This is a genomic window from Kitasatospora setae KM-6054 (assembly GCF_000269985.1).
GTDB lineage: Bacteria > Actinomycetota > Actinomycetes > Streptomycetales > Streptomycetaceae > Kitasatospora > Kitasatospora setae.
Genome location: NC_016109.1, coordinates 6944662 through 6962340, shown reverse-complemented (window position 1 = coordinate 6962340; position 17679 = coordinate 6944662). Strand labels below are relative to the sequence as shown.

15 protein-coding genes are annotated in these 17679 nt (G+C 74.4%); 11 read left to right on the top strand and 4 right to left on the bottom strand.

The window, feature by feature from the left end:
- Positions 1–308 precede the first annotated feature (308 nt).
- From KSE_RS30615 to KSE_RS38920, 3 genes are all read left to right on the top strand, one after another.
- On the top strand, positions 309–2354 hold the full coding sequence (locus tag KSE_RS30615) for a glycosyl hydrolase family 18 protein (protein WP_014139252.1): 2046 nt from the start codon (positions 309–311) through the stop codon (positions 2352–2354).
- A gap of 189 nt (positions 2355–2543) precedes the next feature.
- Positions 2544–3554: a hypothetical protein gene (locus KSE_RS38925; RefSeq protein ID WP_051055436.1), complete on the top strand. Its 1011-nt coding sequence runs from the start codon at positions 2544–2546 to the stop codon at positions 3552–3554.
- A 145-nt stretch (positions 3555–3699) separates the two neighbouring features.
- On the top strand, positions 3700–4593 hold the full coding sequence (locus KSE_RS38920; RefSeq protein ID WP_014139250.1) for an LPXTG cell wall anchor domain-containing protein: 894 nt from the start codon (positions 3700–3702) through the stop codon (positions 4591–4593).
- A 101-nt stretch (positions 4594–4694) separates the two neighbouring features.
- On the opposite strand, the gene KSE_RS30600 is transcribed toward KSE_RS38920, so the two are convergent.
- The 3 genes from KSE_RS30600 to KSE_RS30590 form a co-directional block, all read right to left on the bottom strand.
- The gene (locus KSE_RS30600; protein WP_014139249.1) at positions 4695–5957 is read right to left on the bottom strand and encodes a multidrug effflux MFS transporter; all 1263 of its coding nucleotides are present in this window, start codon (positions 5955–5957) and stop codon (positions 4695–4697) included.
- Positions 5958–6065: 108 nt separating this feature from the next.
- Positions 6066–6521, bottom strand: coding sequence for a hypothetical protein (locus KSE_RS30595; RefSeq protein ID WP_014139248.1), 456 nt, complete (start codon positions 6519–6521; stop codon positions 6066–6068).
- Between the two features lie 195 nt (positions 6522–6716).
- Positions 6717–7895 carry an acyl-CoA dehydrogenase family protein gene (locus KSE_RS30590; protein WP_014139247.1) on the bottom strand — a complete coding sequence of 393 codons (1179 nt, stop codon included), beginning with the start codon at positions 7893–7895 and terminating at the stop codon, positions 6717–6719.
- A gap of 184 nt (positions 7896–8079) precedes the next feature.
- Here KSE_RS30590 and KSE_RS30585 point away from each other — a divergent pair, with 184 nt between their 5' ends.
- Complete coding sequence (locus tag KSE_RS30585) at positions 8080–9492, top strand: class II fumarate hydratase (RefSeq protein WP_014139246.1); 1413 nt, start codon at positions 8080–8082, stop codon at positions 9490–9492.
- 52 nt (positions 9493–9544) lie between these two features.
- Here KSE_RS30585 and KSE_RS30580 read toward each other — a convergent pair whose 3' ends face one another.
- Complete coding sequence (locus KSE_RS30580) at positions 9545–9994, bottom strand: SPW repeat protein (protein WP_014139245.1); 450 nt, start codon at positions 9992–9994, stop codon at positions 9545–9547.
- Positions 9995–10133: 139 nt separating this feature from the next.
- On the opposite strand from KSE_RS30580, the gene KSE_RS30575 reads away from it, so the two are divergent.
- The 7 genes from KSE_RS30575 (at position 10134) to KSE_RS30545 (ending at position 17653) form a co-directional block, all read left to right on the top strand.
- Positions 10134–11435 (top strand): phosphoribosyltransferase family protein, encoded by a 1302-nt coding sequence (locus tag KSE_RS30575; RefSeq protein WP_014139244.1) that lies wholly within the window; start codon positions 10134–10136, stop codon positions 11433–11435.
- Positions 11436–11568: 133 nt separating this feature from the next.
- The gene (gene hppD, locus KSE_RS30570) at positions 11569–12780 is read left to right on the top strand and encodes a 4-hydroxyphenylpyruvate dioxygenase (protein ID WP_014139243.1); all 1212 of its coding nucleotides are present in this window, start codon (positions 11569–11571) and stop codon (positions 12778–12780) included.
- 34 nt (positions 12781–12814) lie between these two features.
- Positions 12815–14002 (top strand): homogentisate 1,2-dioxygenase, encoded by a 1188-nt coding sequence (locus KSE_RS30565; RefSeq protein ID WP_014139242.1) that lies wholly within the window; start codon positions 12815–12817, stop codon positions 14000–14002.
- Positions 13981–14793: a hypothetical protein gene (locus tag KSE_RS30560; protein ID WP_014139241.1), complete on the top strand. Its 813-nt coding sequence runs from the start codon at positions 13981–13983 to the stop codon at positions 14791–14793. Before KSE_RS30565 ends, KSE_RS30560 begins: the two co-directional genes overlap by 22 nt.
- Positions 14790–16019 (top strand): fumarylacetoacetase, encoded by a 1230-nt coding sequence (gene fahA / locus KSE_RS30555; protein ID WP_014139240.1) that lies wholly within the window; start codon positions 14790–14792, stop codon positions 16017–16019. The genes KSE_RS30560 and fahA overlap by 4 nt, the downstream gene beginning before the upstream one ends.
- Before the next feature lie 276 nt (positions 16020–16295).
- Positions 16296–16475, top strand: coding sequence for a hypothetical protein (locus KSE_RS30550; RefSeq protein ID WP_157850033.1), 180 nt, complete (start codon positions 16296–16298; stop codon positions 16473–16475).
- Positions 16476–16567: 92 nt separating this feature from the next.
- Positions 16568–17653, top strand: a complete 1086-nt coding sequence (locus KSE_RS30545; protein WP_014139238.1) for an enoyl-CoA hydratase/isomerase family protein — start codon at positions 16568–16570, stop codon at positions 17651–17653.
- Positions 17654–17679 lie beyond the last annotated feature (26 nt).

The window sequence follows — 17679 nt, the reverse complement described above, 5'->3', positions numbered from 1 at the left end:
TCCGTCGGCCCCGCACCGAGCAGTCGGGTGCGGGGCCGACAGCACGTCAAGGGCCTTGTCACCAAGGGTTGGTAAAGCTCTGCCGACCCCTTGGCAGTGAACTGTAAAGAGTCTTGACAGACGCAGTGGTCCAGACCAACCATGAGTCCCGCTGTACTTCCCGACCGGAACGCATCGTGGGGGTGTGACCACCGGCCGGGGCGATGTATTGCCCCGCACCACCCCGGCACTCCCTGTACCAGGCCGAACCCCGCCCCGTGCCCGAACACCGGCACGCGGGCCATCCTCCCATGCCTGATGGAGACTCGATGCGCCTTCACCGACCACTCCAAGCGCTGCTCGCCGCCGGCGCGATGGCGGCCGCCTCGCTGGGGCTGATCTCCGCCCCCGCGCAGGCCGCCACCCCGCTGCCGCAGCACGTCTTCGCCCCGTACTTCGAGGCCTGGACCGGCGAGAGCCCGGCCGCCCTGGCCGCGCAGTCCGGCGCCAAGCACCTCACCATGGCGTTCCTGCAGGCCGCCACCAAGGGCTCCTGCACCCCGCTGTGGAACGGCGACACCGCGATGCCGGTGTCCAACTCGATCTTCGGCGCCGACATCGCGACCATCCGCGCCAACGGCGGCGACGTGATCCCGTCCTTCGGCGGCTACACCGCCGACAACACGGGCACCGAGATCGCCGACTCCTGCACGGACGTCAACCAGATCGCCGCCGCGTTCGAGAGCGTCATCACCACCTACGACGTCACCCGGATCGACCTGGACATCGAGGACAACTCGCTGACCAACACGGCCGGCATCGACCGCCGCAACAAGGCGATCAAGATCGTCGAGGACTGGGCGGCGGCCAACGGCCGCACCATCCAGTTCAGCTACACCCTGCCGACCACCACCAGCGGCCTGGCCTCCAGCGGCCTGGCGGTGCTGAAGAACGCGGTCACCAACAACGCGCGGATCGACGTCGTCAACATGATGACGTTCGACTACTACGACAACGCCGCGCACGACATGGCCGCGGACACCCAGACCTCCGCCCAGGGCCTGTACAACCAGCTGGCGAAGCTGTACCCGACCAAGACCCCGGCCCAGCTGTGGGGCTCGATCGGCATCACCGAGATGGTCGGCATCGACGACTTCGGCGCCGCCGAGACCTTCACCGTCGCCAACGCCACCACGGTCTACAACTGGGCCGTCGCCAAGGGCATCAACACGCTGTCCTTCTGGGCGCTGCAGCGTGACAACGGCGGCTGCGCGGGCACCGGCGGCCGGGACGACTGCTCGGGCATCGCCCAGGGCAAGTGGGACTTCAGCCACATCTTCTCCCAGTTCACCAGCTCCACCGTGCCGGCGAACGACTTCTCGGTGTCGCTGAGCCCGGCCTCCGGCTCGGTCGCGGCCGGCGCGTCCACCTCGGCCACGGTCAACACCGCGGTCACCTCCGGCTCGGCCCAGAGCGTCAACCTGTCGGTGACCGGCGCCCCGGCGGGCGTCACCGCCTCGCTGAGCTCCTCCACCGTCACCGCGGGCGGCTCCGCCACCCTGAACCTGTCGACCACCTCGGGCGTCGCGAACGGCAGCTACCCGCTGACCGTGACCGGCACCGGCGCGAGCGGCACCCACGCGGCGACCTACACCCTGACCGTCACCGGCGGCACCACCGCCTCGGACTTCTCGGTCGCCCTGTCGCCCGCCGCCGGCTCCGTCCAGGCCGGCGCGTCCGCCACCAGCACCGTGAACACCGCGGTCACCTCCGGCACCGCCGCGACCGTCAACCTGACCGTCTCCGGCGCCCCGGCGGGCGTCACCGCCTCGCTGAGCTCCTCCACCGTCACCGCGGGCGGCTCCGCCACCCTGAACGCCGCCACCACCTCGGCGGCGGCCCCGGGCACCTACACCCTGACCGTCACCGGCACCGGCGCGGGCAAGACCCACACCGCCACCTACGCGCTGACCGTCACCGGCACCACCCCGCCCACCGGCCTGGCCAACGGTGACCTGGAGACCGGCAGCCTCGCCCCCTGGACCTGCCAGAGCGGCGGCGCGGTCGTCTCCTCCCCGGTCCACGGCGGCTCCAAGGCCCTCCAGGCCACCCCGACCGCCGGCACCACCGGCCAGTGCGAGCAGACCGTCACCCTGGCCCCGAACCACGCGTACACCCTGACCGCCTGGGTCCAGGGCCCGTACTCGTACGTCGGCGTCAGCGGCGGCGCCACCGCCTCCTCCTGGGCGAACGGCTCCTCCTGGACCAAGCTGACCATCCCGTTCACCACCGGCGCGAACGGCACCGTCACGGTCTACCTGCACGGCTGGTACGGCCAGGGCGCGGTCTTCGGCGACGACTTCTCGATCGCCTGACACCGCCCGGGCAACGCCCGGGCAACGCCCGGGCAACGCCTGAGCACCGCCCGAGCGCGGCCTGAGCACCGCCTGAGCGCGGCCTGACGCCCGCTCAACCGCACGGCCCGGCCCGGACGGTGGCACCCCGCCACCGTCCGGGCCCGGTGCGTTCGGACGGGTGTTCCAGGTGTTCTAGGATCAGCGACCATGACCAACGGGTGGGGAACGAACCAGAACGGGCAACCGCCGCCCCCGCAGGGCGCCGTGCCGGGCGCGGTGCAGTTCGACGAACCGGACTGGGCGGCCCTCGCCGACCAGCACCAGCGCGAGCAGTCGCGCCGCAAGCGGCTGCGGACGGCCGGCATCGTCACGGCGGCCGTCGTCGCGGTCGGCGGGATCACCACCGTCGCGGCCCTCGCCTCCGGGCCCGGCACGCCGAAGGCCGACCCGACCGTGCTGGTCAGGGCCGACTCCCCCTCGCCGGGGCAGCCGGAGGTCGGCGGCGACAGCGGCGGCGACCCGTCCCCGACCGTCTCGCCGAGCGATCCGGGCGCTTCGCTCTCGCCGTCCGCGTCCGGCCCGGCGTCCGGCTCCGCGTCGGCGTCCGCGTCGGCGAGCAGGTCCGCCACGCCGTCGCGGAGCGCGAGCGGCAGCCCGGCGAAGAGCCCGTCCGCCTCGGCCGCCCCCACCCCGTCCGGGCCGCCCGACCCGCTGACGGTGATCTCCGCGGCGGCCACCGACACCGCGCCGCTCACCCCCGCCGGGCTGCTGCCCGCCGCGACGGTGCAGGTCGGCGGCAAGACCTGGACCCGGCTCGCCGACGCCCAGACCGCGACCTGCTGGCAGGCCACCACCGGCGGCCTCGGCAACGTGCTGGCCGCGCAGGGCTGCCGGTCGCTGCTCCGGGTCACCTACACCTCGGGCAACAGCGCCGTCACCATCGGCGTCGCGGTGCTCGACAGCAAGGCGCAGGCGGACGCGGTGGTGGCCGGCTTCCAGGGCCAGGTGCAGGGCCTGGTGCCCAGCGGGCACACCTCGTTCTGCACCGGCTCCGGCTGCGCGGGCACCCACGCCGCGATCGGCCGGTACGTCTACCTGACCGTCTCCGGCACCCAGAACCCGGGCGGCACCGCGGCGGACGCCACCGCCACCGCGGCCGGCCCGTCCTTCGCCGCCACCGCCCGGGACCGGCTGCTGGCCCGGGGCAGCGCGCACTGAGCGCCGCCCGGTCGGCCCGGAGCAGGCGACCCCCCGTCCCGTGCGGTCACACGCGTGTGTATCGTTCACGCGCGCAACACAGTTCGCACAGTGACCTCAACGGGTGAAACACCCGTTCCATCACGCTTCTTGGGGGGATCTTCCCATGCGCCCCATCCGTCTGCTGGCCGCCTCGGCGGCCGTCGCCACCGCCGCGCTCGGTCTCGGCACCGCCACCGCCTCGGCGGCCGTGCCGGTGAAGACGTCGTGCTTCGGCGGCGTCCAGAACCACCCCGAACTCACCACCACCTGGCCGGGGTTCCCGACCGAGCTGGTCAAGGGCGGCCCGGCCGTGGAGTCGACCGTCACCTTCCGGAACTCCGTGAACCACGACGTCAAGGACTTCCGGACCTCGCTCTACGTCGCCTACCTGCACGCCGAGCTGCCGGCCGGCTCCTTCGCCGTCGAGGTCAAGGCGCCCGGCGGCAGCTGGAAGAAGGTCGACTTCGGCACCGGCGACCTCTCCTCCATCGTCAACTCCGGTGAGTACCAGATCCCGAAGGGCGGCTCGCTGACGCTCGACCTGCGCATCGCGGCCACCGCCAAGGCGCTGGTCGGCGACTACCAGGCCACCGAGAGCGGCGGGTCGGCGGTCCTGGAGGACGACAGCGACACGTTCCTGTCCTGGACCGCCCCCTCCGACCAGCCCGCCGCCGACCAGAACGGCACCGGGGTCTGCACGCAGTTCGTCGGGTACGCGACCCACGACTTCGCCGTGGTGGACAGCGCCACCTCGGCCTCCCCGTCGGCCGAGCCCTCGCCCTCTCCCTCGGCGCCCGCGTCCTCGCCCGCCGCCGCGCCCACCAGCACGCCGACCGGCAGCACGCACACCGCCACGCCGACCGCAGCGCCGACCACGCAGGCCGCCCACCAGGGCCCCGAGCTCGCCGAGACCGGCGCGGGCAACACCACGGGGATCGCCGTCGGCGGTGCCGCGGCCCTGGCGCTCGGCGCCGGGATCCTGGTGGCCGTGCGCCGCCGCCAGGGCTCGCACAGCTGATCCGCTCCGGCCCGTCCGCCGCCGACCGGAGCGTCCGGCGGCGGACGGGCCGGCGGACGGGCCGGCAGCGGGTCAGCGGCGGGCGGATCGGCGCCGGACGGTCACTTGCTCCGGCACAGCGGCAGGAACGCGGCCAGCGCCAGCAGGGCGCAGCCCAGCACGACCGTGCCGAGCGCGGTCACGGACGGGTGCCCGCCCAGGCTGCTGAGCGGGGCGACCACCGCGCCGCACAGGTAGGTGCCGGTGCCGAGCAGCGCGGACGCGGAGCCGGCCGCGTGCGGGGCCATGGTGAGCGCCTGGCCGTTGGCGTTCGGCAGGATCACGCCCATCGCACCCATCAGCAGGGTCAGCGCGGGCCACACCCCGGCCAGGCCGGTGTCCCACACGGTGGTGCAGAGCACCACGGTGGCGCCGGCCAGCGCGGCGGCGGTCAGGCCGGAGACCAGCAGCGTCCGCTCGGAGTAGCGCTGCACCAGGACGCGGCCGTTGAGCTGGGTGCCGGCCAGCAGCGCGATCGAGTTGACCGCGAACACCAGGCTGTAGGTCTGCGGGCTGATCCGGTACACGTCCTGCAACACCACCGAGGAGCCGCCGACGTACGCGAACAGCGCGCCGAACGCGAAGGTGCTGGTCAGCAGGTAGCCGAGGAACACCCGGTCGCGCAGCAGCCCGCCGATCGCCCGGACGGTGGTGCCCAGGCCGCCGCCGTGCCGCCGCTCGGGCGGCAGCGTCTCGCCGACGCCGAGCGCGCAGGCGGCGGTCAGCACGGCGCCGAGCAGGGCCAGCGCGACGAAGGTGCCGCGCCAGTCGGTGACGTGCAGCAGTTGGGCGCCGGCCACCGGGGCGACGATCGGGGCGAGCCCGGATATCAGGCCCATGGTGGCCAGGAACCGGATCATCGCGGTGCCCTCCAGCCGGTCGCGGACCACCGCCCGGGCGATCACCAGCGCGACGGAGCCCGCCGCGCCCTGCAGCATCCGGCCCGCGACCAGTACCGGCATCGAGTCGGCGAGCGCGCACAGCAGGCTGGCGGCGGTGTACGCGACCAGGCCGGCCAGCATCGGGCGGCGGCGGCCGAGCCGGTCGCTGAGCGGGCCGAACAGCAGTTGGCCGACCACCATGCCGAGCAGCGAGCTGGTCAGGGTGAGCTGGGCGGCGGGCGCGGTGGAGTGCAGGTCGGCGGTCAGGTCCGGCAGGGCGGGCAGGTACAGGTCGGTGGTGAACGGTCCGAGCGCGACGAGGCTGCCCAGGGTGATGACGGTGGCGGTGGCGAAGGGGGCGCCCTGCGGGGTCGCCGCGCCGTCCCCCTTCGGCCGCAGGGGGACGGTCTGGTCGCCGTCGGGTCCGACGGTCGGGCCTGGCAAGATGGGGCTCCTCTGGGGTGGCGGGTACGCACCCGTCCTATCCCATCCGCCCGTCCGTGCGAAAGCCGGAGCCCGCCTCAGTGGCCAGTCGGCCCGGCCGCTACCCGCTCAGTGCCCGGTCGGCCCGGTGGTCCGGCTGGCCGCGACCACGGCGGCGTCCTGCCAGCCGTACAGCTGGTCGCCGACCAGCGCGACGTCGTACAGGCCGCAGTGCGCGGTGGCCCGCTGCGGGGTGTCGCGCGGGAACCAGGGCGCCCGCAGGTGGACGTCGCCGAGCGGGCGGCCGGCGGTGCAGTCGGCGGGCAGCGCGCGCTCGGGCAGGGTGGCGCGGATCAGCCGGTCGTTCTGCCGGTCGGAGCCGAGGAAGGCGACGCCGGTGGCCGTGTCGGGCAGCCAGCGCGGCACCTCGGTCCGGTCGGCCTTGGCGGCGGCGCCGCTGGCGTAGCGGGCGGTGTGGTCCATCCGGTCCTGCACGCGCTGGACGGCGGCCGGTGCCACCATCACCGCGAGCAGCACCGCGGCCACCGCGCCCAGCACCACCGTCGCCACCCGTCCGCCGTTCATCGCCCCGCGCCCCTTCCGTGCCGTTCCCCGTCCCTTTCCATGGTGGTCGGCCCCGCCGGGAGGATCCATGCGCACCAGGTACCGAACGGGGTCCGCCGGAAGTCTGACCCGGCGCCCCGGATCCCCGACTTCCGGCGGACCCCGGGCCGCCCCGCGGGTGGAGCCGGCAGGGGGGAGCACGGTCCCCCGGCGGGCTCAGCGGTAGGCGGACTCGCCGGTGATCGCCTCGCCGAGGACCAGGGTGTGGATCTCCGCGGTGCCCTCGTAAGTGAGCACCGACTCCAGGTTGTTGGCGTGCCGGAGCACCGGGTAGGCGGTGGTGATGCCGTTGGCGCCGAGGATCGTGCGGGCCGAGCGGGCGATCTCCAGCGCGGTGCGGACGTTGTTGAGCTTGCCGAAGGAGATGTGCGCGCTCTGGGCGCGGCCCTCGTCCTTGAGCCGGCCGATCCGCACCGCGACCAGGTACGCCTTCTCCAACTCCAGTGCCATCTCGACGAGTTTGGCCTGGGTCAGCTGGAATCCGCCGATCGGCCGGCCGAACTGGACGCGGTCGCGGGCGTACTGGACGGCGGTGCGGTAGCAGTCGCGGGCCGCGCCGACGGTGCCCCACAGGATGCCGTAGCGGGCCTCGCCGAGCGAGGAGAGCGGGGCGCGCAGGCCGCGGGCCAGCGGCAGCATCGCCCCGGCGGGCAACCGGACGCCGTCGAAGGCGAGTTCGCTGGTGACCGAGGCGCGCAGCGAGAGCTTGCCGGGGATGTCGCGGGCGGTGAAGCCGGGTGTCCCGCGCGGGACGAGGAAGCCGCGGACGCCCTCCTCGGTGGCCGCCCAGACCACCGCGACGTCGGAGACCGAGCCGTTGGTGATCCACGCCTTGGCGCCGTCGAGCACCCAGTCGGTGCCGTCCCGGCGGGCCCGGGTGCGCATCGACGCCGGGTCGGAGCCGGCCTCCGGCTCGGTCAGGCCGAAGCAGCCGACGGCCTGTCCGGCGGCCAACTCCGGGAGCCAGCGCAGCTTCTGCTCCTCCGAGCCGAACGCGTGGATCGAGCGCATCGCCAGCGAGCCCTGCACCGAGACGAAGCTGCGCAGCCCGGAGTCGGCGGCCTCCAGCTCCATGCAGGCCACCCCGTACTCGGTGGCGGTCGACCCGGTGCAGCCGTAGCCCTCCAGGTGCATGCCGAGGACGCCCAACTTGCCCAGTTCGGGCGCGAGTTCGCGCACCGGGAAGGTGCCGGCCTCGTACCAGTCGGCGAGCCCGGGCCGGACGTGCCGGTCGGTGAAGGCGCGGACGCTGTCGCGGATCAGCCGTTCGTCCTCGGTGAGCAGGTCGTCGACGCCGAGCAGGTCCAGCGGGTCGAGCGGGTCGGGGGTCGTCACAGCGGGGCTCCTCGGAGGGTGCGGGCGGAGTGTGCCACCGCTGTCCCTACCGGCCGGTACGCCGCCGGGTCAAGGGCGCCACGGCGGCGGCCGTCCGCGACGCCGGTCCGCGGGGCCCGGGCGGGGCGCGCCGGGAATGCCGGGCGTCCGTGGAAGGCTGACCGGTCCAGGAGGTGTACCGACCATGGCGGACGGACAGCACGAACAGCAGTGGCGGATCGAGCACGACTCGATGGGCGAGGTCCGCGTCCCGGCGGCGGCCAAGTGGCAGGCGCAGACCCAGCGGGCGGTGGAGAACTTCCCGGTCTCCGGGCAGCGGCTGGAGCGCGCGCACATCGCGGCGCTGGCCCGGATCAAGGCGGCGGCGGCGGTGGTCAACGCCGAGTTGGGCGTCCTGGACGGGGAGACCGCGGCGGCGATCCGGTCCGCGGCCGAGGAGGTGGCCGAGGGCCGCTGGGACGACCAGTTCCCGGTGGACGTGTTCCAGACCGGCTCCGGCACCTCGTCCAACATGAACGCCAACGAGGTGATCGCCACCCTGGCCGCCGAGCGGCTGGGCCGCCCGGTCCACCCGAACGACCAGGTCAACGCCTCGCAGTCGTCGAACGACGTCTTCCCGTCCTCGATCCACGTCGCGGCCACCGGCGCCGTGCTGCACGAGCTGGTCCCGGCGCTGGAGCACCTGGCGCACGCGCTGGAGGAGAAGTCCGCCGCGTTCGCGACGGTCGTCAAGTCCGGCCGGACCCACTTGATGGACGCCACCCCGGTCACCCTCGGCCAGGAGTTCGGCGGCTACGCGGCGCAGGTCAGGTACGGCGTCGAGCGGCTGTACGCGACCCTCCCCCGGGTCGCCGAACTGCCGCTCGGCGGAACGGCGGTGGGCACCGGCATCAACACCCCGCCGGGCTTCTCGGCCGCCGTGATCGCCGAGGTCGCCCGGGCCACCGGCCTGCCGCTGACCGAGGCCCGCGACCACTTCGAGGCGCAGGGCGCCCGGGACGGCCTGGTCGAGCTGAGCGGCCAGCTCCGCACCATCGCCACCGGCTTCACCAAGATCGCCAACGACCTGCGCTGGATGGGCTCCGGCCCGCGCACCGGCCTCGCCGAGATCAACCTCCCCGACCTGCAGCCCGGCTCCTCGATCATGCCCGGCAAGGTCAACCCGGTGCTGCCCGAGGTGGTGCTGATGGTCGCCGCGCAGGTGGTCGGCAACGACACCACCGTCACGGTGGCCGGCGCGAGCGGCAACTTCGAGCTCAACGTGATGCTCCCGGTCATCGCCCGGAACGTGCTGGAGTCCGTCCGGCTGCTCGCCTCCTCGGCCCGGCTGCTGGCCGACCGCGCCGTCGCCGGGATCACCGCCAACGCCGAGCGGGCCCGCGAGTACGCCGAGTCCTCCCCCTCGGTGGTCACCCCGCTCAACCGCTACCTCGGCTACGAGGAGGCCGCGAAGGTCGCCAAGCAGTCCCTGGCCGAGCGCCGGACCATCCGCCAGGTCGTCCTGGACCGCGGCTACGTCGAGCGCGGCCTGCTCACCGAGGCCCAGCTCGACGAGGCCCTCGACGTCCTGCGGATGACCCGCCCGGAGCGGGAGTAGACCCCGCCCGGGGGCCCCGGCCGGGGCCCCCGGGCTCCCCCGCCGTCCCCCGCTACCTGCTGTGCCGCCCGGCCATGCCCATCCCGGCGAAGACCATGCCGACGGCCGCGAGGGCCAGGCAGGTCATCAGGCCGCCGGTGACGGTGTTGGTCAGGATGGTGCGGCGGACGTGCGCACCGCCGTTGACCGCCCAGGGGGCGACGACCGTCCAGGCGCCGATCGCCACGCAGGCCCAGGCGCGGGCGTGGGTGCGGCCGAAGGCGGAGCCGTAGCCGGCCATCAGGACGGCGTAGGCGAGGCCGAGGACCAGGTTGCTGACGGTCAGGCCGGCGAAGCCGGTGAACCCGACCACCCAGGGGGAGATCGCCAGGAAGAGGCCGGCGCAGATGGCGAGCGCCTCCGCGCCCTGCCCGGCGGTGGTGGACGTGACGCGCTCCGCGTGTTCCCGCAGGGCCAGGATGTCCGGATGGTGTTCCATGCCCGACGACATGTGGGTCGACACCGGAACCACCTCCTCGTAGTCGGTGTGTACGAACCACTTGGTCGCTACCCGCCCTGACCGCTCTGTAACGCTACCCACGGGTTTGTCCTTATTTTTTCCTTACCCACGCGCGTACCGTGGAAGGCGGAGAGGTTCCGCCATGCGCTTCACCGACCGCACCGACGCGGGCCGCCGCCTCGCCGAGGCGCTGACCCGCGCGGACCCCGGCCTGCGCGGCGCCGTCGTGGTCGGGCTGCCGCGCGGCGGGGTCCCGGTGGCGGCGGTGGTGGCGGCGGCGCTGGGCACGGAGCTGGACGTCTGCGTGGTGCGGAAGCTGGGCGTGCCGGGGCAGCCGGAGGTCGCGATGGGCGCGGTCGGCGAGGACGGCGCGCGGGTGGTGAACCAGCGGGTGGTGGACGCGGCGGCGGTGCCGCCGGAGGCGTTCGCCGCCGTCGAGGCGCGCGAGCGGGCCGAGCTGGCCCGGCGGGCGGCGGTCTACCGGGGCGGGCGGGAGCCGGTGCCGCTGGCGGGGCGGACGGTGCTGGTGGTGGACGACGGGGTGGCGACCGGGGCGTCCGCGCGGGCGGCCTGCCGGATCGTCCGGGCCCGGGGCGCGGCCCGGGTGGTGCTGGCGGTGCCGGTCGCCCCGCCGGGCTGGGCGGCGCTGCTGGCCGACGCGGCGGACGCGTACGTGGCGGTGCGCACCCCGGCGGGGTTCCGGGCGGTCGGCGAGTCGTACCGGGACTTCCGGCAGGTCCCGGACGCCGGGGTGCTGGCCGCGCTGGAGCGCCCGGCGGCGGGGGCGGCGCCGGAGACCGTCCGGTACGAGCCGGCGTCGGCGTCCGGCCCGGCCGTCCTGGAGGTGCCCGAACTCCCGTCCGGCGTGGTGGTGTTCGCGCCCGGCGACGGTGCGGGGCATCCGGCGGTCGCGGCGCGGCTGCACCGGGAGCGGCTGGCGACCGTCCGGTTCGGCCCGTCGGCGCCCGGCGGGGATGCGGCGGAGCGCCGGGAGGTGTCCGGTCCGGGGCCGGCGGGCGGGCGGTTGGCGGCGGCGACCCGGGCGGTGCTGCGGCACCCGGCACTGGCGGGCCTGTCGTACGGCTGGTTCGGGGCGGGCAGCGGCGCGGCGGCGGCGCTGGGGGCGGCGGCCGGGCCGGACGCGCCGGGCGGCGGTCCGGCCGCGATCGTCGCGTGCGGGGTCCGGCCGGAGTCGGCGGCGGTCCGGCTGTCGTCGGTGACCGCGCCGACGCTGCTGGTCGCGGGCGGGGCGAACCCCGAGGTGGTGGAGTGGAACCGGCGGGCCAGGGCCGAGCTGGGTGGCGAGAGCGCGCTGCGGATCGTCCCGGGCGCCGGACAGCTGTTCGAGGAGCCGGGCGGGTGGGAGGCGGTCGCCGAGCTGGCGGCCGGCTGGTTCGCCCGCCGGCTGCCCGGACGGTCGGGAGGCGAACGAGCCGAACGCTGAGCAATCCGTACAGCCCGGACACCCCGGCCCTGCTCATCTTGTACACATTGAGCAGCCGGAATCGGACCTGTTGCCCACCCCACCGAGCAGGAGCAAGCTCTCCGCAACCGACCTCGACGTGGAGGAATGCCCCATGACCGCCGAAGCCGCCGTTGAACTGACCCCCGAGGAGCTGCAGGCCGGCCTGACCGCCGAGCAGCTGCGGACCCTGGTGGGCCTGGTCGAGTACGACGCCTCGACCGACCCGTTCCCGGTCACCGCCCAGGACGCGGTGGTCTTCGTGGTGGGCAACGCGACCCAGACGGCGCAGTTCTACCAGGCCGTGTTCGGCATGGAGCTGGTCGCCTACTCGGGCCCGGAGACCGGCCGCCGGGACCGCAAGGCGTTCGTGCTGCGCTCGGGCTCCTGCCGCTTCGTGATCAAGGGCGGTGTCTCGCCGGACAGCCCGCTGCTCGACCACCACCGCCGGCACGGCGACGGCGTGGTCGACCTGGCGCTGGAGGTCCCGGACGTCGACAGGTGCATCGCGCACGCCCGCGCCCAGGGCGCCACCGTCCTGGAGGAGCCGAACGACGTCACCGACGAGCACGGCACGGTCCGCCGGGCCGCGATCGCCGCGTACGGCGAGACCCGGCACACCCTGGTCGACCGCTCCCGCTACACCGGCCCGTACCTGCCGGGCTACGTCGCCCGCAAGTCGACCGTGGTCCGCCCCGAGGGCGCGCCGAAGCGGCTGTTCCAGGCGCTGGACCACGCGGTGGGCAACGTCGAGCTCGGCAAGATGGACGAGTGGGTGTCGTTCTACAACCGGGTGATGGGCTTCGTGAACATGGCGGAGTTCGTCGGCGACGACATCGCCACCGACTACTCGGCGCTGATGTCGAAGGTGGTGGCGAGCGGCAACCACCGGGTGAAGTTCCCGCTGAACGAGCCGGCCGTCGCGAAGAAGAAGTCGCAGATCGACGAGTACCTGGAGTTCTACACCGGCCCGGGCTGCCAGCACATGGCGCTGGCCACCAACGACATCCTGACCACGGTCGACGTGCTGCGCTCGCGCGGCGTCGAGTTCCTCTCCACCCCGGACTCCTACTACGAGGACCCGGAGCTGCGCGAGCGGATCGGCCACGTCCGGGTCCCGATCGAGGAGTTGCAGTCGCGCGGCATCCTGGTCGACCGCGACGAGGACGGCTACCTGCTGCAGATCTTCACCAAGCCGATCGGCGACCGGCCGACCGTCTTCTACGAATTCATCGAGCGGCATGGTTCGCTGGGCTTCGGCAAGGGCAACTTCAAGGCCCTCTTCGAGGCGATCGAGCGCGAGCAGGACCGGCGCGGCAACCTCTGACGGCTGGGCACGGACGAGAGGGAGAACCAGGGCGATGGCCTACTACCGGCAGCTGGGCTCGGTGCCGCGCAAGCGGCACACCCAGCACCGCACCCCCGAAGGCGGCCTGTACTACGAGGAGTTGATGGGCGAGGAGGGCTTCTCCTCGGACTCCTCGCTGCTGTACCACCGGCACATCCCCTCGGCGGTGACGGCCGCGTCCGTCTGGGAGCTGCCGAGCCAGGCGACCACCGCCAACCTCCCGCTGCTGCCCCGCCACCTGAAGCTGCACGAGCTGTTCCCCGGCGAGGAGTGGAAGGCGGCGGACGCGGTCACCGGCCGCCGGCTCGTCCTCGGCAACGCGGACGTCCGGATCTCCTACGTCGCGGCGGGCGCGCCCAGCGCGCTGTACCGCAACGGGCTCGGCGACGAGTGCGTGTACGTGGAGTCCGGAACGGCCGTGCTGGAGACGGTGTTCGGCACGCTGGAGGTCGGCCAGGGCGACTACGTGCTGATTCCCCGGGCCACCACCCACCGCTGGGTGCCGACCGGGGACGCGCCGCTGCGCGCGTACTGCATCGAGGCGAACAGCCACATCACCCCGGCCCGCCGCTACCTGTCGAAGTTCGGCCAACTGCTGGAGCACGCGCCGTTCTGCGAGCGCGACCTGCGCGGGCCGGAGGGTCCGCTGCTGGTCGACGGCGGCGAGGTCGAGGTGCTGGTCAAGCACCGCGGCCCGGGCGGCGTGGTCGGCACCCGCTACACGGTGCCCCACCACCCCTTCGACGTGGTGGGTTGGGACGGCTGCCTGTACCCGTACGCGTTCAACGTCGCCGACTACGAGCCGATCACCGGGCGGGTGCACCAGCCGCCGCCGGCCCACCAGGTGTTCGAGGGCAACAACTTCGTGATCTGCAACTTCGTGCCGCGCAAGGTGGACTACCACCCGCTGTCGATCCCCGTCCCGTACTACCACGCGAACGTGGACAGCGACGAGGTGATGTTCTACTGCGGCGGCGACTACGAGGCCCGCAAGGGCTCCGGCATCGGACAGGGGTCGATCTCGCTGCACCCGGGCGGCCACACCCACGGGCCGCAGCCGGGCGCCTACGAGCGCTCGATCGGCGCGGAGTTCTTCGACGAGCTGGCGGTGATGGTGGACACCTTCCGCCCGCTGGAGCTCGGCGAGGCCGCCACCGCGAGCGAGGACCCGAACTACGCGTGGACCTGGGCGAGGCGATGAACGTACCCGAGCTGTACCGGGGGCTCTTCGACGACGCGGCGGTCTTCCCGCCCGGCGACCTGCCGCTGGCCGAGGCCGTCCCCGCGCACCGGGCGCACCGCGCCGCCTGGTACGCGGGGGCGGTCGGCCCGCTGCTCGCGCCGGTCGACCGGCTGGCCGAACTGCGCGCGCTGGAGCCGGAGTTCGAGGTCGGCCTGGTGGTCGGCCCGGGCCGGCTGGCCGAGGCGCTGAAGGCGGCGGACGGCCTGCGGGTCGCCACCGTCGAGTACGCGGCGGGCGAGGACGTCCGAGCCGCGGTCGCCGAGCTGGACGCGCTGCTGCCGGAGGGCGTCGGCGCGGCCGTCGAACTGCCGCGCTCGGAGCGGCTGGAGGACGGCCTGGACGCACTGGCAGGCAGCCGCTACCGCGCCAAGTACCGCACCGGCGGCCTGGGTTACGCGGCCTTCCCGTCGGTGACCGAGCTGGCCGGCTTCCTGCTGGGCTGCGCCGAGCGCGCCCTGCCGTACAAGTGCACGGCGGGGCTGCACAACGCGGTGCGGCACACCGACCTGGGCACCGGATACGAGCACCACGGCTTCCTCAACCTGCTGCTGGCGGCCGGGAGTTCCGACCGCTCGCAGGCCGTCGAACTGCTCGCCGAGCGGGACGGCGCCCGACTGGCCACCGCTGTCGAGTCCCTGACGGAGCATCAGATCGCCGCTGTCCGGGCCTCGTTCACCTCCTTCGGCACCTGTAGCATCGCCGAGCCGCTGGAAGACCTCGCCCGACTCGGCCTCCTGGAGACCCCGTGAGCACCACCACACCCGCCACCTGGCTCGACCACCTGCCCGCCGACTCCCCGTTCGGCGTCCACAACCTGCCCTACGGCGTGTTCACCGCCGCCGGCCGGCCCGGCCGGCGGCGGATCGGCGTCCGGATCGGCGAGCTGGTGCTGGACGCCGGCGCGGCCGCCCGGGCGGTCGGCGCGCCGTCCGCGCTGCTGGACGCGGACAGCCTCAACCCGCTGATGGCCTCCGGCCGTTCGACCTGGCAGGCGGTGCGCGCCGCGCTCACCTCCTGGCTGACCGACCCGGCGCACCGGGCGGCCGTCGAGCCCTGCCTGCTGCCGCTGGCGGACGTCCGGCTGCACCTGCCGTTCGAGGTCGCCGACTACGTCGACTTCTACGCCTCCGAGCACCACGCCACCAACCTCGGCAGGATCTTCCGGCCGGGCCAGGAGCCGCTCACCCCCAACTGGAAGCACCTGCCGATCGGCTACCACGGCCGCTCCGGCACCATCGTGGTCTCCGGCACCCCGGTGACCCGCCCGCACGGGCAGCGCAAGGCCCCGGCCGACGCCGCGCCGACCTTCGGCCCGTCCCGCCGCCTGGACATCGAGGCGGAGGTCGCCTTCGTCGTCGGCACCCCCAGCTCGATGGGCAGCCCGGTCGCGCTCGGCGGCTTCGCCGAGCACGTCTTCGGCGTCTGCCTGCTCAACGACTGGTCCGCGCGCGACCTCCAGGCGTGGGAGTACGTGCCGCTCGGCCCGTTCCTCGGCAAGTCCTTCGCCACCTCGGTCTCCCCCTGGGTGGTCCCGCTGGACGCCCTGGAGCACGCCCGGGTCGCCCCGCCGGCCCGCGACGTCGAGCCGCTGCCCTACCTGGACGACCGGGACGCCGAGCCCTGGGGCCTGGACCTCGCCCTGGAGGTCTCGCTGAACGGCCGGGTGGTCTCGCGCCCGCCGTTCGCCGGGATGTACTGGACCGCCGCCCAGCAGCTCGCCCACCTCACCGCGAACGGCGCCAGCCTGCGCACCGGCGACCTGTACGCCTCCGGCACCGTCTCCGGCGCCGAGCCGGAGACCCGCGGCGCCCTGATCGAACTGACCTGGAACGGCGAGCACCCCCTCAAGTTCCCCGACGGCACCAGCCGCACGTTCCTGGAGGACGGCGACGAGGTGTCCATCACCGCGACCGCCCCCGGGCCGGGGGGCTTGCGGGTCGGGTTCGGCGAGGTCACCGGCACGATCGCCGGCTGACCCCGCCGCCGTGGCGACCGGCTGACCTGACAGCCGGCCGGTCGCCCCGCCCGCTGCGGGCGCGCCGCCGGCGCCGTGCGACAGCCGGCGTCAACGGCGCGTCCGCAGCACGCCGCCGAACGGGTGAGGTTCCGGGCCCGCACACCCCTCCGCCACTAGAAGTTGACCCGACAGAACGACCGCGGCCACCCCCGAGCCGGGCCGCCCACGCCCGGCGCCGAAGGGACCGGCCGCAGCCGTTCGCGGACGACTCTCTTCCCCGGAGGACCCCCGATGATGAAGCTGCGCACCCTGGTCTGCGGAGCCGCCCTGGCCGCCGCCAACCTGCTGATGCCCGTCCCGCAGGCCCAGGCCCTGCCGCTCGTCCCGCACCCCGTGCAGCTCTGCGGCTTCTCGCCGCGCCCGCTCGCCCCGGCCGTCCCGGTGCTGCTGGCGACCCCGGTGCGCCCCTGCTGAAGGGGTCCCCGCCGCCGGCCGCGGCCGCGCTCCCGTCCGCTACGGTGCTCCGGAAAGATCTTCGTACCAACCGACAGGCGGGAGCGACGACCATGGCCACCCCGGAGCACCAGCAGGACGTGCTGATCGAGCGGACCGGACCGCTCGGGCGGATCACGCTCAACCGGCCGCGGGCGCTCAACTCGCTGACCCGGCCCATGCTGGAGACCGTCCGCGCCGCCCTGGACGGCTGGGCCGACGACGACCGGGTGAGCGCCGTCCTGCTGAGCGGCGCGGGCGAGCGCGGCCTGTGCGCGGGCGCCGACATCCGGGCCGTGCACGACGACGCCAAGCTCGGCGGCGCGGGCACCCGGGCGTTCTTCCGGGTCGAGTACCCGCTGAACGAACTGGTCTCCCGCTACCCGAAGCCGTACGTCGCGCTGATGGACGGCATCACGATGGGCGGCGGCGTCGGCCTGTCCGGGCACGCGGGCGTCCGGATCGTCACCGAGCGCTCGGCCGTCGCCATGCCGGAGACCCGGATCGGCCTCGTCCCGGACGTCGGCGGCAGCCGGCTGCTCGCCCTCGCCCCCGGCGAACTCGGCACCCACCTCGGCCTCACCGCCGCCACCATGACCGCCGGCGACGCCCTGCACTGCGGCTTCGCCGACCACTTCGTGCCCGCCGCCGCGCTGCCCGGCCTGACCGCCCGGCTCGCCGCCGGCCAGGACCCGGCCGCCGCCGTCGCCGCGCTCGCCGAACCCGCCCCGCCGTCCGACCTCGCCGGGCAGCGCGAGTGGATCGACCGCTGCTACGCCGCCGACAGCGTCGAGGAGATCGTCGAACGGCTGCGCGCCACCGGCCTGCCCGCCGCGAAGGACGCCGTCGAGCAGCTGCTCGGCAAGTCCCCCACCATGCTGAAGGTGACGCTGGCCGCGCTGCGCCGGGCCCGCGCGCTGCCGTCGCTGGCCGCGACCCTGGACCAGGAGTACCGGATCTCCTGCGCGGCGCTGGCCCACCACGACCTGGTCGAGGGGATCCGCGCCCAGGTCGTCGACAAGGACCGCGACCCGCACTGGTCCCCCGCCACCCTGGCCGGGGTCTCCGCCGCCGACGTCGCCCGCTTCTTCGTGCCCCCGGCCGACGGCGACCTGGGCCTGGCGGCCGGCCCGGCCGGCCCGGCCGACCCGGCCGGATGAGCACGCGGTGACCGCTCTGGCGACCG